The organism is Pseudonocardia sp. ICBG601, from assembly GCF_020496245.1.
Map to the genome: position 1 here is coordinate 2,207,061 of NZ_JAHLJA010000148.1, position 24,970 is coordinate 2,232,030.

A 24,970-nucleotide genomic window follows, 5' to 3' on the forward strand; every position below is an offset into this window, starting at 1 on the left:
GCGACGGCTGTGCACCGGCTGTCGGTTCACCGGGCGCGCCAGTACCCCGTGGCGTAGACGGCGCGCCGGTCGAACCCCCGCTCGCCGAGCAGGTGCGCGCGCAGCTCCTTGACCGCGGCGGACTCCCCGGACAGCCACGCCTGGCCGCGCCCGCCGGGCAGCTGTGCGGCCCGCACCGCCGCGACCAGCGGCTCACCCGCCGGGGCGTCGCCCCGGTGCACCCAGGTGACGGCGACGTCGCCGGGCAGGGTCTGCTCCTCGCCGGCGTCGGCGACCTCGGCGACGACCCGGACCGGCACCCCGGGCGCGGCCTCGGCGAGGGTCTCGCAGACGGTCGCGATGGCGGGCAGCGCGGACTCGTCGCCGATCACGAGGTGGTGCGCGGCGGCCGGGTCCGGCTCCCAGCGCCCGCCGGGCTCGGACACCCCGACCCAGTCCCCGGGGGCGGCCGACACGGCCCAGGCGGCGGCCGGGCCGTGCCCGGCGTGCACGACGAAGTCGACGTCGAGCTCACCGTGGCCGCCGGCGTCGGGGGCGAAGCGGCGCACCGTGTAGGTGCGGATCGCCGGGCGGGCCTCCCCGGCGGGCCAGACCGGTCCGCCGGTCGAGGCGCGCGGCACGGCGGGCCGTTCCTGGCCCTCGACCGGGAAGAACATCTTGATCCGGCGGTCCGGGCCGTGCCCGGGGAACCCGGCCAGCTCCTCGCCGGTCAGGGTCACCCGGACCATGCCGGGGGTGACCCGCTCGGTGCGGGCCACCTGCAGCAGGCGTGGTGCGGTCGTGCTCATGGCCGGGAATTGTCCCGGACGCGCGCTCAGGCCCGGTGGCCGAGGCCCGCCAGGCCGGTCCAGACCAGGTCCATCAGGTACTCGGTGGCCTGCTCGGCGGTGACCGACCCGTCCTGGCCGCGCCAGACGGCGAGCCGCTCGCAGGCCCCGACGATCACCTGCGCCCAGCCGGTCAGCCGGGCCGGTTCGGTGCCGGGGACCTGCGCGGCGAGCAGGGCGGCGGTGAAGTCGGTCTGCTGGGCGCGGATCTCCTCCAGCGCGGTGTCGGTGACCCCGGCCTCGGAGCAGAACAGCTGCCAGGCGGGCGCCCGCCGGTCGAGGTAGCGGAAGAAGGCCAGCGTCCCGCCCCGCAGCATCGCCTCCGGCGAGTCCGCGGCCCCCGCCGCCTGTGCGACGACGTCGAGCAGCTCGGACCGGGCCCGCGCGATCGCGGCCAGCAGCAGGCCCTCCTTGGACCCGAAGTGGGTGTAGAGCACCGGCTTGGTGACCCCGACCCGCTCCGCGACCTGCTCCATCGAGACCTCGGCGTAGCCCCGCTCGCCGAAGACGGCGACGGCCGCGTCGACGATCTGACGCTCCCGCTCCGCCCTGGGCACGCGGCGGCGGGGGCCGGGTACGGTCTGCGCGGTCACGGGCGAGAGCTTACCCGCAGTAAGTTACCGACGGTAGGAAGTGAGCGGAATGGACGTCTACTCCCTGCCGATGACCACCCGGTTCCGCGGGATCACCGTGCGCGAGGGCCTGCTGCTGTCCGGCCCGGCCGGTTGGGGGGAGTTCTGCCCCTTCCCCGAGTACGACGACCGCGAGGCCGTCGCGTGGCTGGCCGCGGCCCGCGAGGCGGCCGAGGTGGGCTGGCCGGAGCCGGTGCGCGACCGGGTACCGGTCAACTGCACCGTGCCCGCCGTCGGCCCCGAACACGCGCAGCGGATCGTGCGCGCCTCCGGCTGCACCACCGCGAAGGTCAAGGTCGCCGACGCCGGCGCGCCGTTGTCCGGGGACGTCGAGCGCGTCGCCGCCGTCCGCGACGCGCTCGGCCCCGCCGGGCTGGTCCGGGTGGACGCCAACGCCGCCTGGGACGTCGACACGGCCGTCGCCGCGATCGGCGAGCTGGACCGGGCCGCCGGGGGACTGGAGTACGTCGAGCAGCCCTGCTGGGAGGTCGAGGACCTCGCCGCCGTCCGCCGGAAGGTGGACGTGCCGATCGCCGCCGACGAGTCGATCCGCCGCGCCGAGGACCCGATGCGGGTGGTGCGGGCCGGGGCGGCCGACGTCGTCGTGCTGAAGGTGTCGCCGCTGGGTGGGGTGCGCCGGGCCCTGCGGATCGCCGAGGAGGTCGGGCTGCCGGTCGTCGTGTCCTCGGCGGTGGAGTCGAGCGTCGGGCTCGCCGCCGGGCTCGCGCTGGCCGGGGCGCTGCCGGAGCTGCACCACGCCTGCGGGCTCGGGACGGTCTCGCTGCTGGCCGCCGACGTCGTCGCCGAGCCGCTCGCCCCGCAGCGGGGCTACCTGCCCGTGCCGCGGGTCGCGCCCGAGCCGGTGCACCGGGCCGGGGTCGCCGCCGCCCCGGACCGCGCCGCGTGGTGGCGCGACCGGCACGACCGCGTCGCCGCCCTGCTCGACGCGGCCACCGGCGCCGGCCGGGTCAGTACTGGTTGACCCGCCCGTCGCGGCGCAGCGCCGCGTCGATCGCCCGCGCCGGACCGGGCACCTGGTACTGGCCCTTCACCAGCTTCCCGGCGCTGGGCACCGCGGCCTTGCCCGGCCAGGTCGCCGTGTCCCACAGCGACGAGCGCAGGAACGCCTTCGCGCAGTGCAGGAACAGCTCGTCGATCTCGACGACGATCGCCACCTCGGGGGTCGAGCCCTTCACGGTGAGCCGGTCGGCGAAGTCCGGCCGGTACACGATCCGGGCCCGCCCGTTGATCCGCACGGTGTCGTTCGACCCCGGCACGACGACGATCATCCCGACCCGGGGGTCGTGCAGGATGTTGCGCATCGAGTCGAGCTTCCGGTTGCCCTTGCGGTCGGCGAAGGCGACCGAGTGCTCGTCGAGCACGATCAGCGAGCCCGCCGGGTCGCCCCGCGGCGAGACGTCGACGCCGTCCGGCCCGGTCGTCGCCAGCAGGAAGAACGGCGACGCGGCCAGGAACTCCGCGGTCACCGGGTCCACCCGGTCGCGCGCCTTGTCCCGGATGAACTCGGGCACCTCGCCGATGATCTCCCGGAGCCTGGCCTCGTCGGTCACGTGTTCCATCGCATCCCCCTCGTTCTTAGGCCACCCTAACCGTGGACGTGCTCCCGGGGCGACCCCCGCCTAGGGTCCCGGTGTGGGCGTGATCGTGATCGGGGCCGGCATCGCCGGGGTGACCTGCGCCGCGGAGCTGGCCGCCCGCGGCGTGGATGTGACGGTGTACGAGCGGGCCCGCGGAGCCGGGGGACGGCTCGCGGTGCACCGCCACGACGGCCGTCCCGCCGACATCGGCGCCGCCTACTTCACCGTCTCCGACGACCGGTTCGACGCCCGCGTCCGCCGCTGGCGCGACGACGGCCTGGTCCGCGGGTGGACCGACACCCTCGCGGTGTTCGACGGCGCCGCCCGGGGCGCGGACAACCCGGGCCCGCTGCGGTTCGCGGCGCCCGCCGGGCTGCGGTCGCTGGTCACCGACACCGCCCGTGACCTCGACGTCCGCACCGGCCACACGGTCGAGCGGGTCCGCCCCGGCCCGGACGGCCCGATTGTCGACGGCGAGCGCGCCGACGCCGTCGTGCTGGCGATGCCCGACCCGCAGGCCGCCCGGCTGCTCGACCCGGACACCCCCGCGGGCGCCGCGGTCGCCGGGCGGGCGTGGAACCCGGTGCTCGCCCTGACCGCCGGGTTCGCCGCGCGGGACTGGCCGCGGCTGCCCGCGGCGTTCGTCAACGACCACCCCGTCCTGTCCCTCGTCGCCGACGACGGCGACCGTCGCGGCGACGACGCCCCGGTGCTCGTCGCGCACTCCACCGGCGACCTCGCCCGCGCCCACGACGCCGACCCCGCCGGCGCGGTGCCCGCGATGACCGCCGCCGTCCGGGAGCTGCTGGGCATCACCGCGGAGCCGGACTGGACGCACGTGCACCGCTGGCGCTTCGCCGCCCCCGCCGGCACGCGGGAGCAGACCTTCCACCTCGGCGACGACGGCATCGCCCTCGCCGGGGACGGCTGGGGCCGGTCCCGGGTGCAGACGGCCTGGCTGTCCGGGCTGGAGCTGGCCGGGGAGCTCGCGGGGCGCCCGGGCCGCTGAGCCCTGGCCGCGTCGGCGTCGGCGACCTACCGTCGTGGGCATGCCCGACCGCGCCACCGCTGCCGCCCCCGTCGTCGTCGAACCGGAGGGACGGCCGTTCGGCGGGTCCACCGCGCCCGCGGAGCTCGACGCCTCCGGCCCGGACACCGCCGGGCGCGCGGTGCTCGCCGAGCTGGCCGCCGCGCTCGACGCCGACCGGGTCCTCACCGATCCCGACGTCGTGCGCCCCTACGTCCACGACGAGGCCGAGTGGGCCGAGTACGGCACACCGCTCTGCGTGGTGCGGGCACGGACCACCGCCGACGTCGCCGCGACCGTGCGGGCCTGCGCCGCCCACCGGGTCCCGGTCGTCGCGCGGGGCGCGGGCACCGGGCTCTCCGGCGGGGCGAACGCCGTCGACGGCTGCGTCCTGGTCAGCCTGGAACGGATGACCGCGATCCGGGAGATCTCGGCGGGGGAGCGGCTCGCCGTCGTCGAACCGGGGGTGGTCAACGACGACCTGCGGGCCGCCTGCGCGGAGCAGGGCCTCTGGTACCCGCCGGACCCGGCGTCGGCGCCCTGGTCGACGATCGGCGGCAACGTCGCGACCAACGCGGGCGGGCTGTGCTGCGTCAAGTACGGCGTCACCCGCGACTACGTGCTCGCCCTCGAGGTCGTCACCGCCACCGGGGACGTCGTGCGGGTCGGGCGGCGCACCGCGAAGGGCGTCGTCGGCTACGACCTCGCCGGGCTGATGGTCGGCTCGGAGGGGACGCTCGGGATCATCACCGAGATCACCGTGAAGCTGCGCCCGGCCCGCCCGGCCGCGCCGCGCACCGTCGTCGGGTTCTTCGACTCCCTCGCCGACTGCGGGGCCGCGGTCGCCGCCGTCACCGAGCTGGGGCTGCAGCCCGCGGTGTTCGAGCTGGTCGACCGGGAGTGCCTGGCCGCGGTCAACGCGTGGCGCAACGCGGGCCTGCCGACCGGCGCCGCGGCGCTGCTGATCGCCCAGACCGACCTGCCCGAGCCCGCCGCACAGGCCGAGGCCGACGCGATCCTGGCCGCGTTCACCGCGCACGGGGCGACCGAGGCGATGGCCTCGACCGACGAGACCGAGTCCGAGGCGCTGTTCGCCGCCCGCCGGATGGCCTACCCGGCGCTGGAGCAGCTCGGGATGGGGATGCTGACCGAGGACGTCTGCGTCCCCCGGCCGCGGATGGCCCAGATGCTCGCCCGGATCGAGGACATCGGCCGTCGCCGCGGGGTCCGGATCGCGACCGTCGCGCACGCCGGCGACGGGAACCTGCACCCGCTGATGCTCACCCCGCACGACGACCCGGACGCCCGGGACCGCACCCGCGCCGCGTTCGACGAGATCATCGGCGCGGCCGTCGAGCTGGGCGGGACGGTCACCGGCGAGCACGGCGTCGGCCTGCTCAAGCGCGACGGGATGGAGCGGGAGCTCGGCCCGGAGGTGCTCGCCCTGCAGCGGGCGGTGAAGGCGGCCCTGGACCCGGACGGCATCCTGAACCCGGGCAAGGCCGTCTGAACCGGATGCGTCGCCCGGATGGCCGCGCGTGATCGTCCCTGCGCCGGGGAACCCCGGAGGATGAGTACGACCGACCCGGCCCTGGTCCCGTCCGCGCTCGCCCTGACCTACCGGGGCCCGGCGCACACCGGCGCGCCGCGGCTGTCCGGCGTGGACGGCGTGCACGAGGTGGTGGCGGTGGTGGCGGCCGAGGTCCGCGAGGTCGACCGTCTCGACACCGCCGACCTGCGGCTGTTCTCCGCGGGCATCGAGCTCGTCGTCGAGCACGTGGTGCCCGACCGGGCCTCGGTGGTGGCGCCCGGCTCGGTCTGGGTGCTGCGGCTGCCCGACGCCGGCCCCGACGACGACCTGCGCGTCCCGCTGTCCGGCAGCGAGGTCGAGGGCGTCGCCGACCGGTCGGTCCCCGACGGTATCGACGCGCTCGTCCGCCGGATCCGCGGCGACGCGCCGCTGGTGCCGGTGGGCCGGGTGCACGTCACCCGCACCGTCAGCAGGCTGCGCGACGACGCCGGGCGCGACCTGGCCACCCTGACCCGCGAGCAGGTCGACGTCGCGACGCTGGGCGGGTCGGCGACCGTCGAGAGCTGGACCGAGGCCGTCGTCGAACCGGGGACGGCCGGGACCGCCCTGCTGCAGCAGCTCGACGACGCCCTGCGTACCACCGGCCTCGTCCGGGCCCCGCGCGGCGGGTACGCCCGGCTGACCGCGCTGCTGGCCGAGGCGGCGCCCGTCGACCCGCCGCGGCGGACCGGGCGCAAGGGCAGCGCCGGTGCGCTGCTGCTGCGCTACCTCGGCGACCAGGTCGACGCGCTCGCCGCACGCGAGCAGGACCTGCGCGCCGACCGCCCGGACGCGGTGCACCAGATGCGCATCGCCGCCCGCCGGATGCGCAGCGCGCTGCGCACCTACGCGAGGCTCCTGGAGGGCCCGCGGGCCGCGCACGTGGTCGCCGAGCTGCGCTGGCTGGGCCGGGCGCTGGCCGGTGAGCGCGACGCCGAGGTCCAGGAGGAGCGCCTGAACGCCCGGCTGACCGCGCTGGAGCCGGAGCTGCTGCTGGGACCGGTGCAGGCCGCCGTCACCCGACACTTCGCCCGCACCCGCGCCGAGACCGGCGCGGCGGTGCTCGACGTCGTCGACGGGGAGCGCTACGCCGCGCTGCAGGGCGCGCTGCGCCGGCTGCTCGCCGACCCGCCGCTGTCGCGCCGGGCCCGCAGGCCTGCGACCGCGGTCCTGCCCGCGATGGTGGGCCGCACGGCCCGCAAGCTGGAGCGGCGGATGGAACGCGCACTGGCCGACCTCGACGCCGGTCGGGTCGCCCCCGACTCGCTGCACGACGCCCGCAAGACCGGCAAGCAGCTCCGCTACGCCACCGAGGTCGCCCGGCCCGGCGTCGGGAAGGACGCGCGGGCGTTCGCGAAGCGGCTCAAGAAGGTCTCCGACGTGCTCGGCGAGCACCAGGACGCCGTCGTCTCCCGGGAGACCCTGCGGACCCTCGGGGCCCGCGCCGGCGCCGAGCGGGACAACGGGTTCACCTTCGGCGTGCTGCACGGCCGGGACACCGCGACGATGCTCGACCTGGAGCGCAGGCTGCCCACGGTGTGGGAGACGGCGTGGACGCGGCGCGCCCGCCGGTGGATGCGCCGCTAGCCTGCGCGGGGTGAGAGACGCCGTCGCCGACCTCCGCCGGATCGCGTTCCTGCTCGAACGCGCCCAGGAGTCGACCTACCGGGTGCGCGCGTTCCGGACCGCGGCCGCCGCGCTGCGCGGCCGTGACACCGAGGAGCTGGCCCGGCTGCACGCCGCGGGCGGCCTCACCGACCTGAAGGGCGTCGGCGAGGTGACCGCGCGCTGCGTGGGGGAGTCCGTCGCCGGGGAGGAACCGGTCTACCTGCGACGGCTGGAGGACGCCGTCGCCCGCGCCGACGCCACCGGGGTGCCCCTGGCCGAGGCGGCGCTGCGGCTGCGCGAGGGCCTGCGCGGGGACTGCCACAGCCACACCGACGCCTCCGACGGCGGCTCCCCGCTCGCCGAGATGGCCGAGACCGCGATCGGGCTGGGCCACGACTACCTCGTCGTCACCGACCACTCGCCACGCCTGACCGTCGCGAACGGGCTGTCCGCGGACCGGCTGCGCCGCCAGGTCGAGCAGATCGCGCAGCTCAACGAGCGGATCGCCGCGTCCGGGTCGGACTTCCGGGTGCTCACCGGCATCGAGGTGGACATCCTCGACGACGGCGCCCTCGACCAGTCCGAGGACCTGCTCGCCGCGCTCGACGTGGTGGTGGCCAGCGTGCACTCGAAGCTGCGGATGCCCCGCGACGAGATGACCGAGCGGATGCTCACCGCCGTCGCGAACCCGCACGTCGACGTGCTCGGGCACTGCACCGGCCGGATGGTCACCGGCCGCCGCAAGCGCCCCGAGTCCGAGTTCGACGCCGACGCCGTCTTCGCCGCCTGCGCGGAACACGGCGTCGCCGTGGAGATCAACGCCCGGCCCGAGCGCCTCGACCCGCCGAAGCGGCTGCTGCGCCTGGCCGTCGAGGCCGGGTGCGAGTTCACGATCGACACCGACGCGCACGCCCCCGGACAGCTCGACTGGCTCGACCACGGCTGCGCCCGCGCCGTCGCCTGCGGGGTGGACCCGGAGCGGATCCGCAACACCCGCGACCTCGCGGGCCTGCTGCGCCGCTGACCTCCTGTGCCGGCGGGCGCCCGGCTCAGCGCAGCTCGAAGTCGGCGAAGTCGAAGCCGGGGGAGACGACGCAGCTGACCAGGACCGCCCCCGGCCCCGCCGGGTCCGCCCGCTGCCACACCCCGGCCGGGACCTCCTGCTGCGGGCCGGCCGGCCCGAGGCGCAACCGGGCCCCGGGGACGGGGTCCGGCCCGTCACCACCGAGGACCAGGTCCGCCTCCGGGCCCGAGTGCCGGCACCACAGCTCGGTGGACCGGACGCGGTGCCAGCGGCCGGGGGCGTCGAAGAGGTAGAGGATCGCCGTCGCCGAGGGGCGTGGACCGTACGGGGTCCCGACGACGACCGGTGAGGTCCAGGTCCGCCGGTACCAGCCACCCTCCGGGTGCGGGGCGAGGTCCAGCGCGACGGCGAGGTCGGGGCGAGCCACGCCGCCACTCTGGCAGGCGGACGCGCAGTCCCTCCCGGACCCCCACCTCGCAGCGCCCCGGGGCATCGGCCCCCGGGGGCGCGTCGCACCCCTGGTGCGGTCGCCGCACCCGTCGCGGCGGGTGCGGGAGCCCCCGCCGGGGTGCGACACCTCCGTCCGCGGGGTGCGACGCCGGACCGCGCCGCCTCTCCGGGCCGGCCGCGTCGGCGGACCCGGGTGCGCCGCGGCGGCGGCCGCCGACCGGCCCGGGTGCGTGTCGGCGCCGCGACCGCGCCGACCGGCGGGCGCGCGAGGCGCGGCGACCGCGCCGACCGGCGGGCGCGCGAGGCGCGGCGACCCGCCACCGCGCCCGGCACCCCGCGCGCGGGGTGCCCCGCGCCGCGACGGGGCGCCACAGCCGCCTCCGCGCACCGGGACGGTCACCCGTCGTCACCGGTGCCCGCAGGAGAATCACCCTCCGTCCACTGACGACCGCATCCCACCCGTCCGCGCGCTCCCCGGACGGGTGGTTCGACTGGTGCTCCTCACCCACCGCACGTGAGATGGGACCGCAGGTGACCGAGTGACGGGAGTGATCCACGGTGCGGACCAGGACCAGGACGACGGTGGCGGTGCTCGCCGCGACGCTCGCGCTGTCGGCGGTCACGACGGCCGGTGCGTCGGCGGCGTCGGCGGCACCCGCGGCGCCGGCGAGCGCTGTGACCCGGACCGTCGCCGACGACCCGGCGCCCCCGCGGGACGACAGCGGTGCGGCCGCGCCCACCCCGGGCGCCCCCGCCGGTGGGACCACGACCGACCCGGCCGCGGGCAGCGCGACCCCGGGGAACGACCCGGCCGGTGGGACCACGACCGACCCGGCCGCGGGCAGCGCGACCCCGGGAGGCGACCCGGCCGGCGGGACGGCGAAGGCGGCCCCGGCCGACCCCGCCGCACCCCCGGCGTCGTCGCACTGCACCGAGACCGCGGCGCAGGAGCTCGGCTGGGGTGCGCCCACCCGCGAGTCCGATTTCGACGGCACCACGGTCCCGCCGGACTGGCACCCCTACGGACCCGAGCCCGGCCACAACAAGAAGGGCACCCGCACCCCGGAGGCGGTCACCGTCGCCGACGGGGCGATGACCATCTCCGCCGACGCCGACGGCAACACCGGTGCCGTCAGCTGGCACCCCGGCCAGAAGTACGGCCGCTGGGAGGCCTGCGTGAAGTCGGACGAGGGCCGGGGCGGGATCAACGCGCTGCTGCTGCTCTGGCCGGTGGCCGAGGACTTCCCGGTCGGCGGCGAGGTCGACTGGATGGAGATCATGGACGACTCCCGCCAGAAGACCAGCTTCTTCCTCCACTACGGACCGGGCAACGACCAGGACTACGGGTCGGTGAAGCACGACTCGACGCAGTGGTCGGCCTACGCGCTGGAGTGGACCCCGGAGAAGATCACCGCGTACGTGAACGGGAAGGAGTGGTACTCCAACACCGACACCGACCAGTTCCCGCCGCGCCCGATGAACATGACCATGCAGCTGGACTACTTCGGCAACGCCGGCGGCCCCACCGCCATGCACATGGACTGGGCCCGGCAGTGGGCGCTGCCGCAGAGCACCGTGGCCACGCTGAGCCTCCCGCCCGGCTCGGCCGCGACCGGGCAGCCCCGCGACTTCCCCGACCGGAAGCCGCGCGAGCTGTCGGGGCCCGAGCAGCAGGCGCAGACCGCGATGCTCGCCCGCGAGCACCGCTGAGGCTCAGACCGCGGCGTCGAGCTCCGCGCGGGTGGGCGGGTTCGCGCCGTGCCGCGAGCAGGTGATCGCCGACGCCGCGACGGCCTCGGTCAGCACGGCCTCCAGCGTCGGCCGGTCGATGCGGTAGAGGTCGTCGCGGGCGGTCGCGCCGAGCAGCCCGCGCCGGTGCAGACCGGCGAGCAGCGCCGCGGAGAAGCTGTCCCCGGCACCGACGGTGTCGACGACCTCGACGGTGCGGCCGGGCAGCACCAGGTGCAGCCCCGACGACGTCCCGGCCAGCACCCCGTTCGCCCCGAGGGTGACCACGACGACCGCCGGACCGAGCTCGAGCCACTCGCCGACGACGTCGCCGGGCTCGCGGCCCGGGTGCAGCCAGCCCAGGTCCTCCTCGCTGACCTTCACCACGTCGGCCACGCCGAGCAGCTCGTGCACGCCGGGCAGGATCTCCTCCGGCGTGCCCATCAGCAGCGGCCGGAAGTTCGGGTCGTAGCTCACCGTCGCGGTGTCCACGGCGGAGGCGAGCAGCTCGCGCAGCGCCTCGTGACCGGGCGCGGTGGTCAGCGCCAGCGATCCGGAGTGGACGGCGACGACCGGGCCGGCCGGGCCGTCGTCGAGGGCCCCGGCGAGCTCGTCGTCGGTCCACTGCCAGTCCGCGGTGCCCGCGATCCGGAAGTCGTAGGACGCCTGCCCGTCGGCGGCCAGCTCCACGATCGCCAGCGACGACGGCTCGTCCGCCTCGACCGAGTGCGACAGGTCGACGCCGTTGTCCGCGAGATGGTCGCGCAGCTTGCGCCCGAGCAGGTCGTCGGCGAGCCGGGCCAGCATCCGGGCCGGCACGTCGAGGCGGGACAGCCCGACCGCGACGTTCGCCGGGCTGCCGCCGGGCGCGAGCTCCCAGTACCCGTGCGCGGGGGCGGGGACGATGTCGACGAGGGCTTCTCCGGCGACGGCGATCACTCCGCGTGGCGGGCGTCCGGCAGCTGTGTCGGGCATGGCCGCACTGTAGTGGTCCGATCGGGGTCCCCGGACAGGTCCGTGACGGGTCACGACCACGTCACGGTGCGTCGACACGCACGTGGTAGGCATGACGGATGCCCCGGAAGATCCCGGTCGTGGTGCTGGCCGGATTCCTCGGAGCCGGCAAGACGACACTGCTGAACCACCTCCTCGCCGCGGGCGGGGACGCGCGGATCGGCGTGGTCGTCAACGACTTCGGGTCGGTCGGCATCGACGCGATGCGCGTGGCCGGTCAGGCCGGCGACGTCGTCGGGCTCGGCAACGGCTGCCTGTGCTGCGAGGTCGGCGAGGGCGGCGTCTCCTCGGTGCTGGAGAAGCTGACCCGCCGCCGCGACGAGATCGACGTCGTCGTCATCGAGGCCAGCGGCATCGCCGAGCCCGGCACGCTGGTCCAGCTCGTGCTCGACGCGCTGGGCCAGCACCTGAGCTTCGGCGGGCTCGTCGAGGTCGTCGACGCCGCGGAGTTCGAGGACTCGCGGCGCCGCCACCCCCAGCTCGACAAGCACGTCGGCATGGCCGACCTCGTCGTCCTGAACAAGATCGACCGGGTGGGGCCGGGGCCGCTGTGGCGGGTCCGGCGGCTCTGCCGCGAGGCGAACCCGCGGGCCCCGATCGTCCCGGTCCGCGACGGCGCGGTGGACCCGGCGCTGCTGTTCGACATCGAGATCGTGCCGGGCAGGCAGCTGATGCTGGGCGAGCGCGTCGACGAGCCGCATGAGCACCACCTGCACGCCGGCTACCAGAGCCTGACGTTCCTGTGCGACGAGCCGCTCGACGCCGCCCGGCTGCAGGACCTCCTCGACGCCCGGCCGTCCGGGCTGTACCGGATCAAGGGCTCGGTGCGCTTCGCCGCCGCCCCCGACCGGGAACGCTGGGACCTGCACACCGTCGGCCGGTACGTGCGGTTCCACCGGAGCCGGTGGGACACCGACGAGCCCCGCCGCACCACCCTGGTCCTGATCGGGACCGGGCTGGACTCCGACGCGCTGCACCGGTCGCTGCGGGCCTGCGTCGCGACCGACACCGACCGCCGCGACGCCGACGCCCTGCTCCCGGTCGCCCGCTACGCGACCTGACGACCCCGGGGAGGGCTCAGACCGAGGTGAGGTCCGGGCCCGTCGCCGGCTCGGCCAGCTGGGTCAGCGCCTCGGCGGCCCACGCCTCCCCACCGGCGACGGCGGTCCACAGCAGGACACCGAGGGTGCGGGTCGGGTCGATCCGGCCCGCCTGCCACGACGGCGTCGCCGCGAGCCGCTCGGCGCGCACGCAGAGCTGCCAGGAGGCGGGGTCGGTCGCGGCGATGTCGCGGGCGAAACGGGTGTGCCCGGTGCGGGCGCGGTAGGGCCGGACCGGGTCGGTGACCGCGTGGATGACCGAGAGCACCCCGATCGCCAGCCCCAGCGCGACGGGCAGGCAGACGAGGAACGCCAGCGCCGACCAGGACCAGCTGTTCTCACCCACGGTGAGCGCCACCACGGCGGCGGCGACGACGGCGGAGCCGGTCATCGCACCGGCCGGGAGCTTCGTGTAGACGAGGTCGCCCGCGTCGTCGACGACGTAGTCGGTGCCGGCGATCAGGGCCGGGTCGTACACGCGATATCCGGTACGGGTGCGGACGAGGGTGGGCAGGCGGTCGGCGGGGGCGCCGGCGACGAAGTCGTTCATGGTCGTGCTCGATCTGTGAGAATGCTGCTGCTCGCGGCCCACCTGATGGCCGTCTCGCCCGGTCAGTCGCCCACGATGCCGGTCGGTGTTACAGATTCACAACGTTCTTCGGCGCGTCCGGGCTGTGACGTTCGCCTCCCCCGCTTGCGAGCAACCCGGAGGGCTCACCCGGGTGGCCAGGCGTCGCCCCACGCGGTGTCACGGGCGTGCCGGAACAGCTCCTTGCGACTGCGCGGGACGGGGGTGTCCCGCAGCGTCCCGTCCGCCTCGCAGACACGCAGCGTCACCAGTCCCTTGCGGGTGTGCGGGTGCCGGACCACCCGGCCCGGGGCCCGTCCGACGGTGCCGTCGTCGTCACGCACGGCGACGACGTAGGAGAACTTCTCGTCCTCGTGGCCCAGCGAGCCGGCCTTCAGCACCCGGTGCCGCGAGCTGCGCCCGACGCGCACGGCGAAGTGGCACCAGTCGTCGCCGGTCACCGGGCAGGCGCCGTCGTGCGGGCAGGGCGCGGCGACGGTCAGGCCCGCGGCGAGCAGCCGGGCACGGGCGTCGAGGATGCGCGCGTGCCCGGCCGGCGTCCCCGGCTCGACGAGCACGACCACCCGCGCGGCCCGGGCGGCGGCGTCGACGACGGCGTCGCGCACCGGCACCGGCAGCTCCCCGAGCAGGTAGCAGGCGGTCAGCAGGTCGGTGTCCGGCAGCGCCGGGGCGGTGCCGAGCACCGCGGCCTCCCAGCGGGCCCCGCGCAGCAGTGCCGACGGCGCCCCGCCCGCGAGCCTGCGGCCCAGCGCCCGGGCCGGCGCGGCAGCCTCCAGCACCGTGGCCCGCTCCAGCGACGGCCAGACCTGCGCCGCGGCCCACACCGCGGCGCCGGTCCCGCCGCCGAGGTCGAGCAGCGACACCGGCTCCGGCACCCGCGCGGCGGCCCGCTCCAGCACGTCGACGACCGCCGCGTGCGTCGCGGGCATCCGGTACGCGGCGTAGGCGGCCGCGTCGTCGTCGGTGCGCAGGATCGGCGCGGTGGGCACGGTGCCGCTGCGGTAGTCGCGGATCAGCCGGTCGACCACCGGCGCGAGCCGCGCGGCGGGGACCCGGTCGAGCGCGTCGTCGAGGGCGGCGCCCAGCGCGCCGGACAGGTCGGGGGACAGGTCGGGGACCACCCGCCCATTCCACCAGTCCCGGGCTCAGCCCCGGGCGCCGACCAGCAGCGGGTCGGCCAGCACGTCGAGCAGCGGGGCCTGCATCCGCGCCCACGGCGACAGCCCGGAGGCCGGGTCGTCGGCGGCGGCGCGGAAACGCGACCAGCTCCACCAGGCCACGTCCTCGACCTCGTCGGGGCGCGGCTCGGGCTCGCCGCTGATCCGGGCGACGAACACCGGGCACAGCTCGTTCTCCTCGATCCCGTCCTGCGACGCCCGGTAGCTGAAGTCCGGCAGCACCATCCGCAGCTCGGTCGCGCGGATGCCCAGCTCGTCGGCCAGCCTGCGGTGCACCGCGTCGGCCATGTCCTCGCCGGGGGCGGGGTGCCCGCAGCAGGTGTTGGTCCAGACCAGCGGGAAGGCGGTCTTGGTGCGGGCGCGCCGGGTCACGAGCAGCCGGCCGGCGTCGTCGACGCCGTAGCAGGAGAACGCCAGGTGCCGCGGGGTGCTCGCACCGTGCACGGTGGCCTTGTCCGCGACGCCGACCGGGTTGCCGTCGTCGTCCAGCAGCACGACCTGTTCCATGCCGTCCTGTCTACCGGAGCCCGGCGGCCGCGGCCCGTCGGCCGGTACCGGCTCACACCCCGGAGCGGGCGGCCGCGCGGCGCCGGACCGCGCCGCCGAGCGCGGCACCCGGCAGGTGCGCGGCGACGACCGCGAGCGCGGCGGGGGAGACCGTGCCCCGCGCCAGCCCCAGCCCGACCGCGCAGTCGAACACCCGCTGGTTCCGGGCGGCGGCGCCGATCGCGGCGTCGAGGAACGCGGGACGCGCGGCCAGCCGCGCGAGCGCCCCGACGTGGCGGTGGTGGCGGGCGAAGGTCCGCTCCATGGCGGCGCGGTGGGCGGCGCCCGCGTCGTCGCCGCGCAGCGCGCTGCGCCCGGCGAGGATCCCGGAGGCGACGGCGTCGAAGATCCCCTCGCCGGTCAGCGGGTTCACCTTCGCCGCGGCGTCGCCGGCCAGCAGCACCCGGCCGTCGGGCTGGAACCGGGGCGCGGTGGACAGCGGCAGGTGGTGCGCGCGCAGCGTCGCCGGGTCCGGTTCCTGGCCGGGCAGCAGTGCGGCGAGCCGCTCCAGCAGCGACGCCCGGTTCCCGGCGCCGCGCTCGTCGAACACGCCGTAGCCGACGTTCGCGCCGCCGCCCGCGATCGGGAACGACCAGGCGTAGGCCGGGACGGCGCCGCCGGCGTACTCGATCGACAGCGTCCCCGGCTCGGCGGCGACCGGGGCGTACCCGCGGATCGCCACCGCCGTCGACGACGGCGGCACGCCCGGCGCGCCGAGCGCGCGGCGGACCACCGAGTGGGCCCCGTCGGCGCCGATCACGACCCTCGCGACGATGTCGTCGTCGAGCAGCACCCGGTCCCCGTGCGGGACGACGGTGCGGACCCGGTGGCGGCGCAGCTGCGCCCCGGCGGCGACGGCCGCGTCGACCAGCGCCGCGTCCAGCTCCAGCCGCGTGACCACCCGGTTCGGCCGGGGCGCGGTGCGGTGCACGACCCGGCCCTGGGGGGTGCGCAGGCGCAGCCGCGGTGCCGCGACGCCGAGCGCCCGGACCCCGGTGGCGCCCAGTCCGTCGAGCAGGTCGAACACCTCGGCCGCGACGCCGTCGCCGCAGGTCTTGTCGCGGGGGAAGGCCGCGGCGTCGAGCAGGAGCACCGACGCCGACGGTCGCAGCCGCAGCACGTTGAGTGCCGCGGCGCAGCCGGCGGGACCGGCCCCGACCACGACGACGTCGTAGGTGGACATGGCGCCATTGTCCCCTCCGCGCCCGGGCGGAAACGGCTCGCCACCGCCCGCCCGGCCGTGGTGCACTCGCACACCGCCACCCCGTCGCCCGGCCGCGCCGTGCGCCGCCGCCGCGGGTGGGCGCGTCCGTCACGTACCGAGGAGCACGCTGTGACCACCGAGCCGGCCGCCGGCCGCGACGCCGAGCGGCTGCCCGCCGGAGCCCTGCTGATCATCTCGCTGCTCGTCGGCTCGGCGTTCGTTATGATCCTGAACGAGACGATCATGAGCGTGGCGCTGCCCGCGCTGATCGCCGACCTGCGGGTCACCCCGGCCACCGCGCAGTGGCTGACCAGCGGGTTCCTGCTGACGATGGCCGTGGTCATCCCGATCACCGGCTACCTGCTGGGGCGGTTCCCGCCGCGGTCGGTCTACCTCGCCTCGATGGGCCTGTTCAGCACCGGGACCCTGCTGTGCGCGGTCGCGCCCGCGTTCGGGTTCCTGCTGGCCGGGCGGGTCGTGCAGGCCACCGGCACCGCGGTGATGATCCCGCTGCTCATGACGACGATCCTGCGCCTGGTCCCGGCGAGCCGCCGCGGGCAGACGATGGGCACGATCTCGATCGTCATCGCGGTGGCGCCCGCGGTCGGCCCGACGCTGTCCGGGGTGATCCTCTCCGCGCTGGGCTGGCGCTGGATGTTCTGGATCGTGCTGCCGATCGCGCTGGTCGCCCTGGTCGCGGGGGCGCTGCGGCTGCGGGTGGCCGCGGAGACCACGCGGACCCCGCTAGACGTCGCCTCGGTCCTGATCTCGGCGGTCGCGTTCTCCGGGATCGTCTACGGGCTGTCCGCGATCGGCGAGTCCGCCGCCGGGGGCGCGCACACCGCGGTGCCGCCGTGGGTGCCGCTGGTGCTCGGGGCGGCGGCGCTGGCGGTGTTCGTGCACCGCCAGGTCCGGCTGCAGCGCGGCACCGGCACGGCCCCGCTGCTGGACCTGCGTCCGTTCGCGGTCCGCCGGTACTCGCTGTCGCTGGTGCTCGTCGCGACCGGGTTCATGTCGCTGTTCGGCGCGATCATCCTGCTGCCGCTCTACATCCAGGAGGTGCTGGGCGACAGCGCGTTCGTCGCCGGCCTGGTGGTGCTGCCGGGCGGGCTCGTGATGGGGCTGCTGGGCCCGTTCGTCGGCCGGGCCTACGACCGGGTCGGCGCCCGTCCGCTGGTGCTGCCCGGCTCGGTGCTGCTCGCGATCGTGATGTGGGGGTTCACCACTCTGGCCGCGGCGACGCCGATCTGGCTGGTCGTGGTGCTGCACGTGGGCCTGTCCGCGGCGCTGGCGCTGATGTTCACGCCGCTGATGACCGACGCGCTCGGCTCGCTGCCCGGCGAGCTGTACTCGCACGGCAGCGCCATCCTCACCACGCTGCAGCAGGTCGCGGGCGCGGCGGGGACGGCGCTGTTCATCACCGTCATGACGCTGGCCTCGGCCGGCGCCGGGGTCGATGCGGCCGGGGTGCACGCGGCCTTCCTGGTCGCGGCGGGGGTGTCCCTGGTGACGGTGGTCGTCGCGGTGGCCGCGTCCCGCCTGCCGGCGCCCACCGCGGCCCCGCAGGACGCCCGGGCCTGACCCCCGCCGCGCCCCGCGCCCCGCGCCCCGCCGGCGTACGGGACCGCTGTGGCGCCCCGTGACGTCGCCCGGCACCCCGCGCGCGGGTCGCCGCAGCAGGCGATGGGCCGCCGCGGCAGGTGACGGGGTGCTGCGGCGGCGCGGCGGGTCAGCGCGTGGGGGTGTTCTCGGTGGTGCCGGCGGGGGCGGGGACGTCCGGGTCGTTCAGCCCGTCGCGGGAGGTCTCGCGCAGCGCGAGCACCGACCCGACCGAGACCAGCGCCAGCACCCCGATCACGGCCGACAGCACCCCGGTGCCGAACCCGGCGGCCTGCAGCGACGCGAACAGCACCGGCGAGAGGCCCGCGCCCATCCCGGAGATCTGGTAGCCCAGTGAGGCCCCGGTGTAGCGCGAGCCGGTGGAGAACATCTCCGAGTACAGCGCCGCGGACGGCCCGAACCAGGCCGCGTGCGTCACGCCCTGCCCGACCACCACGGCGAGGGTGAGCAGCACCGCCGAGCCGGTGTCGATCATCGGGAAGATCGCGACGCACCACAGCCCGGTGGCGAGGGCCCCGCCCAGGACGACCGGCCGTCGTCCGACCCGGTCCGACAGTGCGGAGAAGCCGATGATCCCCACGATGGCGACCAGCGAGGACAGCGTCAGCGCGTTCAGCACGGTCTGGCGCTCGAACCCGGCACCGACGGCGTAGGAGATCAGGAACGTGGTGAGCGTTCCCTGCGCCACGAACGCCCCGAACCCCACGCCGACGGCGAGCAGCAGGTTGCGCGGCCGGGACAGCACCTCCAGCAGCGGTGCGCGGGCCGGCGTCGCCGGCTGTGCGGCGGCCGCCGCGGCGAACACCGGGGTCTCGGTGACCGACAGCCGGACGAACAGGCCGATGCCCAGCAGCACCACGCTGAGCAGGAACGGGATCCGCCAGCCCCAGGTGAGGAACGCGTCCCCGGTCAGTGACGCCGACAGCGCCAGCACCAGCGTCGACAGCACCATGCCGCTCGGCGCGCCCGCGTTGGTGAAGCTCGCCCACAGCCCCCGCCGCGACGACGCGTGCTCGGCCGACATCAGGACCGCGCCGCCCCACTCCCCGCCGACCGCGACGCCCTGCACGACCCGCAGCACGATCAGCAGCACCGGGGCCAGCGCGCCGACCTGCGCATAGGTGGGGAGCAGGCCGATCAGGGTGCTCGCCACCCCCATCAGCACCATGCTGATGACCAGCATCCTCTTGCGCCCGACCCGGTCCCCGAAGTGGCCGAACACGATCCCGCCGAGCGGGCGGGCCAGGTAGCCGGTGGCCAGCGTGCCGAAGGCGGCGACGGTGCCGACCAGCGGGTCGAGGTCGGAGAAGAAGACCGCGTTGAACACGACGGCCGAGGCCGTCGCGTAGAGCAGGAAGTCGTAGTACTCGATCAGGCTGCCGAGGTAGCTCGACAGGACCGCGCGCCGGCGCTGGGTCGGGGAGAACCGGGGGTGCGTCATCGCAGCTCCCTGCCTTCCGTGAGATGGAAAGCAGCTTTATAGCAAGTACCTTGTGATCCGCGCCACGATCGTTAGGATCGCACACGTGACGGATGCGGCGTCGGTACCGACGGGGACGCGGGGGCAGCGGCTGACCTACCTGGTCAAGCGCCTGCAGATGGCCGAGCGGGCCCGGATGGAGGAGGCGCTGCGTCCGCTGGGCGTGACGCTGGCCCAGTACACCGCGCTCAGCGTGCTGGAGCGCCGCGGCGGGCTGTCCTCGGCGCAGCTCGCGCGGCGGCACTTCGTGACCCCGCAGGCGATGCAGCAGCTCGTCGCCGCGATGGAGCGCGACGGGATCGTCGAGCGCCGGCCGGACCCGGACAACCGCCGGATCCTGCAGGTCTGGCTCACCCCGCACGGCGACGCGACGCTGGCCCGCTGTCACGCCGCGGCCGGGGTCGTCGAGCGCCGGATGCTCGACGCGCTGGAGCCCGACCAGGCCGAGGTGTTCGCCGACGCCCTCGAACGGTGCCTCGCCGCACTGGCCGGTCGCGACGGGATCCCGCCGGACGGCGACGCTTGACCCCATGGCAAGCACCTTGCTATCAACTTGCTTGATATCAAGGAGCGAGGGAGCCCCATGAGCCCGATCACCGGTCCCGGCCTCGGGCTGGGCACCTGGCCCGCCCGCCGCGCGCGGATCAGTCCGCACGCCCCGGCCCTGTCCGACGGGGAGCGGGCGGTCGACCACGCCGAGCTGGCCGGGCGCGCCGCCCGGATCGCCGGCGGTCTGGCGGAGCGGGGCGTCGGGCCGGGGGACCGGGTCGCCTGGCTCGGGGTGAACGCCGTCGCCACCCTGGAGACCTGCTTCGCCGCCTGGCTGCTCGGCGCGGTCGCGGTCCCGTTGAACTTCCGCCTGGCCCCCACCGAGATCGGCTACATGCTCGACGACTGCGGCGCGGCGCTGCTCGTCCACGGCCCCGACGCCGACGACCTCGTCGCCGCCACCGTCCCCCGGGTCCCGGTCGTCCGCGGCGTCGAGGACCTGGCGCGGGGCACCGCGCTCGGGGACGCGGGCGCCGGTCTCGACGACCCGGCGGTGCTGCTCTACACCTCCGGCACCACCGGGCGTCCGAAGGCGGCGGTGCTGACCCACGGCAACCTGACCTGGAACACGGTCAACCAGCTCGCGCACGTCGACGTCTGCTCCGACGAGCGCACCCTGTGCATCTCGCCGCTGTTCCACTGCGTCGGGCTGTCCCAGGTCACGCTGCCCACGCTGTTCAAGGGCGGCTCGGTCGAGCTCGTCCCGCGGTTCGACCCGGGGGCGGTCCTCGGCCGGATCGCGTCCGCGGCGGTCACGAGCTTCGCCGCCGTGCCCACGATGCTGCAGATGCTGTGCGAGGACCCGGCCTGGGAGCGGACCGACCTGTCGTCGCTGCGCACCGTCGTCTACGGCGGCTCCCCGGTGCAGGAGCGCGTTGCCCGCGCCTGGCTGGACCGCGGCGTCGCGCTGCAGCAGGGCTACGGGATGACCGAGGCCTCGCCCGGGGTGCACATGGCGACCCGCGACGGCACGGCCGCGCACCCGCCGACCTCGGTCGGGGTGCCGCACTTCTTCACCGACGTCGCCGTCGAGCGCGACGGCGAGCTCGTCCCCCTCGACGACGAGCCCGGCGAGCTGCTGGTCCGTGGGCCGCACGTCAGTCCCGGTTACTGGAACCGCCCGGACGAGACCGCGGCGTCGCGGCGCGGGGAGTGGTTCCGCACCGGCGACGTGCTCCGGGCCGGCGACGACGGCTGGGCGTTCGCCGTCGACCGGGTCAAGGACATGATCATCTCGGGCGGGGAGAACGTGTACCCGGCCGAGGTCGAGGCGGTCGCGGTCACCCATCCCGACATCGCCGACTGCGCCGTCGTCGGGGTCCCCGACGAGCGCTGGGGCGAGGTCGGCGCGGCCTACGTGCAGCTGCGCCCCGGCGCCGACCTCGACGCCGACGCGGTGCGCGCGCTGCTCGCCGGGCGGCTGGCCCGCTACAAGGTCCCGAAGTACGTGCGGTTCGTCGACGAGCTGCCCCGCAACGCGTCCGGCAAGGTCCGGCGCGTCGACCTGCGTGCGGCCGCGGCCGTCGCCGAGGAGCTGTCGTGAACTCTCTGCCCGAGTCGCTGACCGTGGAACGCCACGACGAGGTGGCCGTGCTGCGCCTGTCCCGGCCGCGCAAGCGCAACGCCCTCGACGACGTGACCGTGCTCGGCATCGAGGACTTCTTCGCCCGCCCGCCCGAGGGGGTGCGCGCCGTCGTCCTCGACGCCGAGGGCGACCACTTCTGCGCCGGGCTGGACCTGTCCGAGCTCGGCGACCGCGACGTCGTCGCGGCGATGGAGCACTCCCGGATGTGGCACCGCGCGTTCGCCCGGCTCGCCGAGGGGCGGCTGCCGGTCGTCTCGGTGCTCAAGGGCGCCGTCGTCGGCGGCGGGCTGGAGCTGGCCTCGGCCACCCACCTGCGCGTCGCCGAGGACTCCACCTTCTACGCGCTGCCCGAGGGCCAGCACGGGCTGTTCGTCGGCGGCGGCGGGTCGGTGCGGGTGCCGCGGCTGATCGGCGTGCACCGGATGACCGACATGATGCTGACCGGCCGCGTCCTCGACGCCGACGAGGGCCACACGCTGGGCCTGTCGCACTACCGCACCGGCCCGGGGGAGGGCCTGGCCCGCGCCTGCGAGCTGGCCCGCACCGTCGCCGGGAACTCGGCGATCACCAACGTCGCGGTGCTCCAGGCGCTGCCGCGGATCGCGGAGGCCTCCCCGGACCACGGCTTCATGATGGAGTCGCTGGTCGCCGCGGTCGCCTCGTCCAGTGCCGAGGCCCAGGAACGGATGCGGGCCTTCCTCGACGGCCGCGGCGGGAAGGTGCGCCGGTGAGCGAGCTGCTGCGCCCGGTCGCCGACGACGTCCGGGAGACCACGGAGATCGGCCGGTTCGTCACCGCCGTCGAGCGCGGGCACGGCCTGACCCTGCCCGACTACGCCGCGCTGCACCGCTGGTCGGTGACCGAGCCCGAGGCGTTCTGGTCCGCGGTCGCGACCCACCTCGGCGTCCGGTTCGACACCCCGCCCCGGGCGGTGCTCGGGCGCCGGGGGATGCCGGGCGCGCAGTGGTTCCCCGGCGCGACGCTGAACTACGCCGCGCACGCCCTGGACGGACCCGAGGACGACGTCGCCGTCGTCGCGTACTCCCAGACCCGCGAGAAGGTCGAGCTCACCTGGGGCGGGCTGCGCGAGCAGGTCGCCCGCGCCCGGGCCGGGCTGCGCAGGCTCGGCGTCGGCCGTGGCGACCGCGTCGCGGCGTACCTGCCGAACCTGCCCGAGACCGTCGTCGCGTTCCTCGCGACGGCCTCGCTCGGCGCGGTCTGGACGAGCTGCGCCCCCGAGTTCGGCGCCCGCAGCGTGCTCGACCGGTTCGGCCAGGTCGACCCGGTCGTGCTGCTCACCGTCGGCGGCTACGGCTGGGCCGGACGCGACGTCGACCGCCAGGACGAGGTCGCCGCCCTGCGCGCCGGGCTGCCCGGGGTGCGCCACGTCGTCGCCGTGCCGTACGGGCCGCACACCGTGCCCGACGCGATGACCTGGGACGAGCTGCTGGCCGCCGACCCGGAGCCGGGCGCCGACCCGGTCCCGTTCGACCACCCGCTGTGCGTGCTGTTCTCCTCCGGCACCACCGGGCTGCCCAAGGCGATCGTGCACGGCCACGGCGGCATCCTGGTCGAGCACCTCAAGAACCACGCCCTGAGCTGGGACCTCGGCCCCGGCGACCGGATCCTCTGGTACTCCACGACCGCCTGGATGATGTGGAACGCGCTGGTGTCCGGGCTGCTGCGGCAGGCCTCGATCGTGCTGATCGACGGCAACCCGGCCCACCCCGACCTCGGGTGGCAGTGGCGTCTCGCCGCCGAGACCGGCGCGACGCTGCTGGGTGCCAGCCCCGGGTTCCTCATGGCCTCGCGCGCCGCGGGGCTGCGCCCGGCCGCCGAGCACGACCTGTCCGCGGTCCGCCAGATCGGCGCCGCCGGGAGCCCGCTCCCGCCGGAGGGCTACCGCTGGGTGGCCGAGCAGTTCGGCCCGGACGTACTGCTCAACGTGGGCAGCGGCGGCACCGACGTGTGCTCGGGCATCGTGCAGGGGAGCCCGTTCCAGCCGGTGTGGTCCGGCGAGATCTCCGGGCCCTGCCTCGGGGTCGACGCCGCCGCCTTCGACGACGCGGGCCGCCCGGTCGTCGACGAGCTCGGCGAGCTGGTCATCCGGGCCCCCATGCCGTCGATGCCCGTCGGCTTCTGGGGCGACGACGACGGCAGCCGCTACCGCGACACCTACTTCGCCACCTGGCCCGGGGTGTGGCGGCACGGCGACTGGGTCCGCTTCTCCGCCGACGGCTCCGCGGTCGTCGCCGGCCGCTCCGACGCCACCCTCAACCGGGGCGGCGTCCGGCTGGGGACGGCCGAGTTCTACCGCGTCGTCGAGGAGCTGCCCGGGGTCGAGGACTCGCTCGTGGTGCACCTGGAGGACCCCGCGGGCGGCAACGGCGAGCTGCTGCTGTTCGTGCAGCCCGCCGACGGCACCCCCCTCGACGACGCCCTGGTCACCCGGATCCGCACCGCGCTGCGCGGCGAGCTCACCCCGCGCCACGTCCCGGACCGGGTCGAGGCGGTGCCGGTGGTGCCGCGCAACCGCACCGGCAAGAAGCTGGAGGTCCCCGTGAAGCGCATCCTGCTCGGCGCGGCCGTCGACGACGTCGCCTCCCGCGACGTGCTCGCCGACCCGACCGCGCTCGACGCGTTCGTCCGCTTCGCCTCCGGGACGCCGGCGTGAGCGCGCCCGGGACCCCCGGCGGCGACGGTGCCGTGGCCGGGGTCGGCACCGTCGCCGTCGTCGGGACGGGGGTGATCGGTGTCGGCTGGACGGCGCTGTTCCTGGCCCGCGGCCTGCACGTGCGCGCCTTCGACCCCGCACCGGGCGCCGAGGACCGGCTGCGCGCCGACCTCGCCGCGCTCGGACCGTTCCCCGGCCACGACGGCCCGCTGCCGGTGGCGAACCTGGTGTTCGCCGGCAGCGCCGGTGACGCCGCCGGGCCCGCCGGGTTCGTGCAGGAGAACGGCCCCGAGCGCGAGGACCTCAAGCACACCCTGTTCGCCGAGCTGGACGAGGCCGCCGCCCCGGGCGTCGTGCTCGCCTCCAGCTCCTCGGGCCTGCTGCCGACGACGATCGCCCGCGGCGCCGCCCGGCACCCCGAGCGGGTGCTCGTCGGGCACCCGTTCAACCCGCCGCAGGTCATCCCGCTGGTCGAGGTCGTGCCGGGGGAGCGGACGGCGGAGTCCGCCGTCGAGGCCGCGCTCGCCTTCTACACCGCGCTGGGCAAGCGGCCGGTCCGGCTGCGCGCCGAGGTGCCGGGCCACCTGGCCAACCGGCTGCAGGCCGCGCTGTGGCAGGAGGCGTACTCGCTGGTCGAGCGGGGTGTCGCGACGGTCGCCGACGTCGACGCCGCCATCTCCCACGGCCCCGGCCTGCGCTGGGCGGTGCTCGGCCCGTTCGCCAACCAGCACCTGTCCGGCGGCCCCGGCGGCCTCGCGCACATCCTGGAGCACCTCGGTCCGCCCACCGAGCGGTGGTGGCGCGACCTCGGCCGGGTCACGCTCACCCCCGAGCTGGCCGCGACGCTGGTCGACGGCGTCCGCGACGAGCTGGGCGACCTCGACGGCCCCGCGCTCGCCGCCCGCCGCGACACCGTCCTCGCCGCCCTGCTCGAGGCCAAGTCCCGTACCGAGCTCCCCTGACGGAG

At 76.1% G+C, this 24,970-nt stretch carries 23 protein-coding genes; 13 read left to right on the plus strand and 10 right to left on the minus strand.

Annotated elements, in window-relative coordinates:
* Positions 1–26: 26 nt before the first annotated feature.
* Both KPL57_RS39920 and KPL57_RS39925 read right to left on the minus strand, forming a co-directional pair.
* Positions 27–788, minus strand: coding sequence for a siderophore-interacting protein (locus KPL57_RS39920; RefSeq protein ID WP_226355644.1), 762 nt, complete (start codon positions 786–788; stop codon positions 27–29).
* 26 nt (positions 789–814) lie between these two features.
* A complete protein-coding gene (locus KPL57_RS39925) occupies positions 815–1,420 on the minus strand; it encodes a TetR/AcrR family transcriptional regulator (RefSeq protein WP_226355645.1) in 606 nt (201 codons plus the stop codon).
* A 49-nt stretch (positions 1,421–1,469) separates the two neighbouring features.
* On the opposite strand from KPL57_RS39925, the gene KPL57_RS39930 reads away from it, so the two are divergent.
* Positions 1,470–2,441: an o-succinylbenzoate synthase gene (locus KPL57_RS39930; protein ID WP_226356672.1), complete on the plus strand. Its 972-nt coding sequence runs from the start codon at positions 1,470–1,472 to the stop codon at positions 2,439–2,441.
* Here the strand turns inward: KPL57_RS39930 and KPL57_RS39935 are convergent.
* Positions 2,428–3,039: an MSMEG_1061 family FMN-dependent PPOX-type flavoprotein gene (locus KPL57_RS39935; RefSeq protein ID WP_226355646.1), complete on the minus strand. Its 612-nt coding sequence runs from the start codon at positions 3,037–3,039 to the stop codon at positions 2,428–2,430. The two genes, KPL57_RS39930 and KPL57_RS39935, sit on opposite strands and share 14 nt — an antisense overlap.
* A gap of 73 nt (positions 3,040–3,112) precedes the next feature.
* Between KPL57_RS39935 and KPL57_RS39940 the strand changes: the two genes are divergently transcribed.
* From KPL57_RS39940 to KPL57_RS39955, 4 genes are read left to right on the plus strand one after another with little or no spacing between them, the layout of a single operon-like run.
* On the plus strand, positions 3,113–4,066 hold the full coding sequence (locus KPL57_RS39940; RefSeq protein WP_226355647.1) for an FAD-dependent oxidoreductase: 954 nt from the start codon (positions 3,113–3,115) through the stop codon (positions 4,064–4,066).
* A gap of 40 nt (positions 4,067–4,106) precedes the next feature.
* A complete protein-coding gene (locus KPL57_RS39945; RefSeq protein ID WP_226355648.1) occupies positions 4,107–5,594 on the plus strand; it encodes an FAD-binding oxidoreductase in 1,488 nt (495 codons plus the stop codon).
* Between the two features lie 60 nt (positions 5,595–5,654).
* Positions 5,655–7,241 (plus strand): CHAD domain-containing protein, encoded by a 1,587-nt coding sequence (locus tag KPL57_RS39950; RefSeq protein ID WP_226355649.1) that lies wholly within the window; start codon positions 5,655–5,657, stop codon positions 7,239–7,241.
* A gap of 10 nt (positions 7,242–7,251) precedes the next feature.
* Positions 7,252–8,286, plus strand: a complete 1,035-nt coding sequence (locus KPL57_RS39955) for a PHP domain-containing protein (protein ID WP_226355650.1) — start codon at positions 7,252–7,254, stop codon at positions 8,284–8,286.
* A gap of 25 nt (positions 8,287–8,311) precedes the next feature.
* On the opposite strand, the gene KPL57_RS39960 is transcribed toward KPL57_RS39955, so the two are convergent.
* A complete protein-coding gene (locus KPL57_RS39960) occupies positions 8,312–8,713 on the minus strand; it encodes a cupin domain-containing protein (protein ID WP_226355651.1) in 402 nt (133 codons plus the stop codon).
* A gap of 581 nt (positions 8,714–9,294) precedes the next feature.
* On the opposite strand from KPL57_RS39960, the gene KPL57_RS39965 reads away from it, so the two are divergent.
* Positions 9,295–10,446, plus strand: coding sequence for a glycoside hydrolase family 16 protein (locus tag KPL57_RS39965; RefSeq protein ID WP_226355652.1), 1,152 nt, complete (start codon positions 9,295–9,297; stop codon positions 10,444–10,446).
* 3 nt (positions 10,447–10,449) lie between these two features.
* On the opposite strand, the gene KPL57_RS39970 is transcribed toward KPL57_RS39965, so the two are convergent.
* Positions 10,450–11,439 (minus strand): carbohydrate kinase, encoded by a 990-nt coding sequence (locus tag KPL57_RS39970; RefSeq protein WP_226355653.1) that lies wholly within the window; start codon positions 11,437–11,439, stop codon positions 10,450–10,452.
* Between the two features lie 98 nt (positions 11,440–11,537).
* On the opposite strand from KPL57_RS39970, the gene KPL57_RS39975 reads away from it, so the two are divergent.
* Positions 11,538–12,539, plus strand: coding sequence for a GTP-binding protein (locus KPL57_RS39975; RefSeq protein ID WP_226355654.1), 1,002 nt, complete (start codon positions 11,538–11,540; stop codon positions 12,537–12,539).
* A 16-nt stretch (positions 12,540–12,555) separates the two neighbouring features.
* Here KPL57_RS39975 and KPL57_RS39980 read toward each other — a convergent pair whose 3' ends face one another.
* The 4 genes from KPL57_RS39980 to KPL57_RS39995 all read right to left on the minus strand — a co-directional run bounded on the left by KPL57_RS39980 (position 12,556) and on the right by KPL57_RS39995 (position 16,074).
* Entirely contained in the window at positions 12,556–13,128 is a 573-nt protein-coding gene (locus KPL57_RS39980; protein WP_226355655.1) for a hypothetical protein, read from the minus strand.
* A 164-nt stretch (positions 13,129–13,292) separates the two neighbouring features.
* Positions 13,293–14,288, minus strand: coding sequence for a small ribosomal subunit Rsm22 family protein (locus tag KPL57_RS39985; protein WP_226355656.1), 996 nt, complete (start codon positions 14,286–14,288; stop codon positions 13,293–13,295).
* Between the two features lie 24 nt (positions 14,289–14,312).
* On the minus strand, positions 14,313–14,852 hold the full coding sequence (gene idi / locus KPL57_RS39990) for an isopentenyl-diphosphate Delta-isomerase (protein ID WP_062400875.1): 540 nt from the start codon (positions 14,850–14,852) through the stop codon (positions 14,313–14,315).
* A 52-nt stretch (positions 14,853–14,904) separates the two neighbouring features.
* Positions 14,905–16,074, minus strand: coding sequence for a geranylgeranyl reductase family protein (locus KPL57_RS39995; protein ID WP_226355657.1), 1,170 nt, complete (start codon positions 16,072–16,074; stop codon positions 14,905–14,907).
* A gap of 150 nt (positions 16,075–16,224) precedes the next feature.
* On the opposite strand from KPL57_RS39995, the gene KPL57_RS40000 reads away from it, so the two are divergent.
* Positions 16,225–17,676, plus strand: coding sequence for a DHA2 family efflux MFS transporter permease subunit (locus KPL57_RS40000; RefSeq protein WP_226355658.1), 1,452 nt, complete (start codon positions 16,225–16,227; stop codon positions 17,674–17,676).
* Between the two features lie 148 nt (positions 17,677–17,824).
* Here the strand turns inward: KPL57_RS40000 and KPL57_RS40005 are convergent, their stop codons facing one another.
* Positions 17,825–19,156: an MFS transporter gene (locus KPL57_RS40005; protein ID WP_226355659.1), complete on the minus strand. Its 1,332-nt coding sequence runs from the start codon at positions 19,154–19,156 to the stop codon at positions 17,825–17,827.
* 85 nt (positions 19,157–19,241) lie between these two features.
* On the opposite strand from KPL57_RS40005, the gene KPL57_RS40010 reads away from it, so the two are divergent.
* Genes KPL57_RS40010 through KPL57_RS70680 form a run of 5 tightly spaced genes read left to right on the plus strand, consistent with a single transcriptional unit; the run spans position 19,242 to position 24,965 of the window.
* Positions 19,242–19,721 carry a MarR family transcriptional regulator gene (locus KPL57_RS40010; protein WP_226355660.1) on the plus strand — a complete coding sequence of 160 codons (480 nt, stop codon included), beginning with the start codon at positions 19,242–19,244 and terminating at the stop codon, positions 19,719–19,721.
* Positions 19,722–19,778: 57 nt separating this feature from the next.
* A complete protein-coding gene (locus tag KPL57_RS40015) occupies positions 19,779–21,287 on the plus strand; it encodes a long-chain fatty acid--CoA ligase (RefSeq protein WP_226355661.1) in 1,509 nt (502 codons plus the stop codon).
* Positions 21,284–22,060, plus strand: a complete 777-nt coding sequence (locus KPL57_RS40020) for a crotonase/enoyl-CoA hydratase family protein (protein WP_226355662.1) — start codon at positions 21,284–21,286, stop codon at positions 22,058–22,060. Before KPL57_RS40015 ends, KPL57_RS40020 begins: the two co-directional genes overlap by 4 nt.
* Positions 22,057–24,003, plus strand: a complete 1,947-nt coding sequence (locus tag KPL57_RS40025) for an acetoacetate--CoA ligase (RefSeq protein ID WP_226355663.1) — start codon at positions 22,057–22,059, stop codon at positions 24,001–24,003. The genes KPL57_RS40020 and KPL57_RS40025 overlap by 4 nt, the downstream gene beginning before the upstream one ends.
* Entirely contained in the window at positions 24,000–24,965 is a 966-nt protein-coding gene (locus tag KPL57_RS70680) for a 3-hydroxyacyl-CoA dehydrogenase NAD-binding domain-containing protein (RefSeq protein WP_226355664.1), read from the plus strand. The genes KPL57_RS40025 and KPL57_RS70680 overlap by 4 nt, the downstream gene beginning before the upstream one ends.
* Positions 24,966–24,970 lie beyond the last annotated feature (5 nt).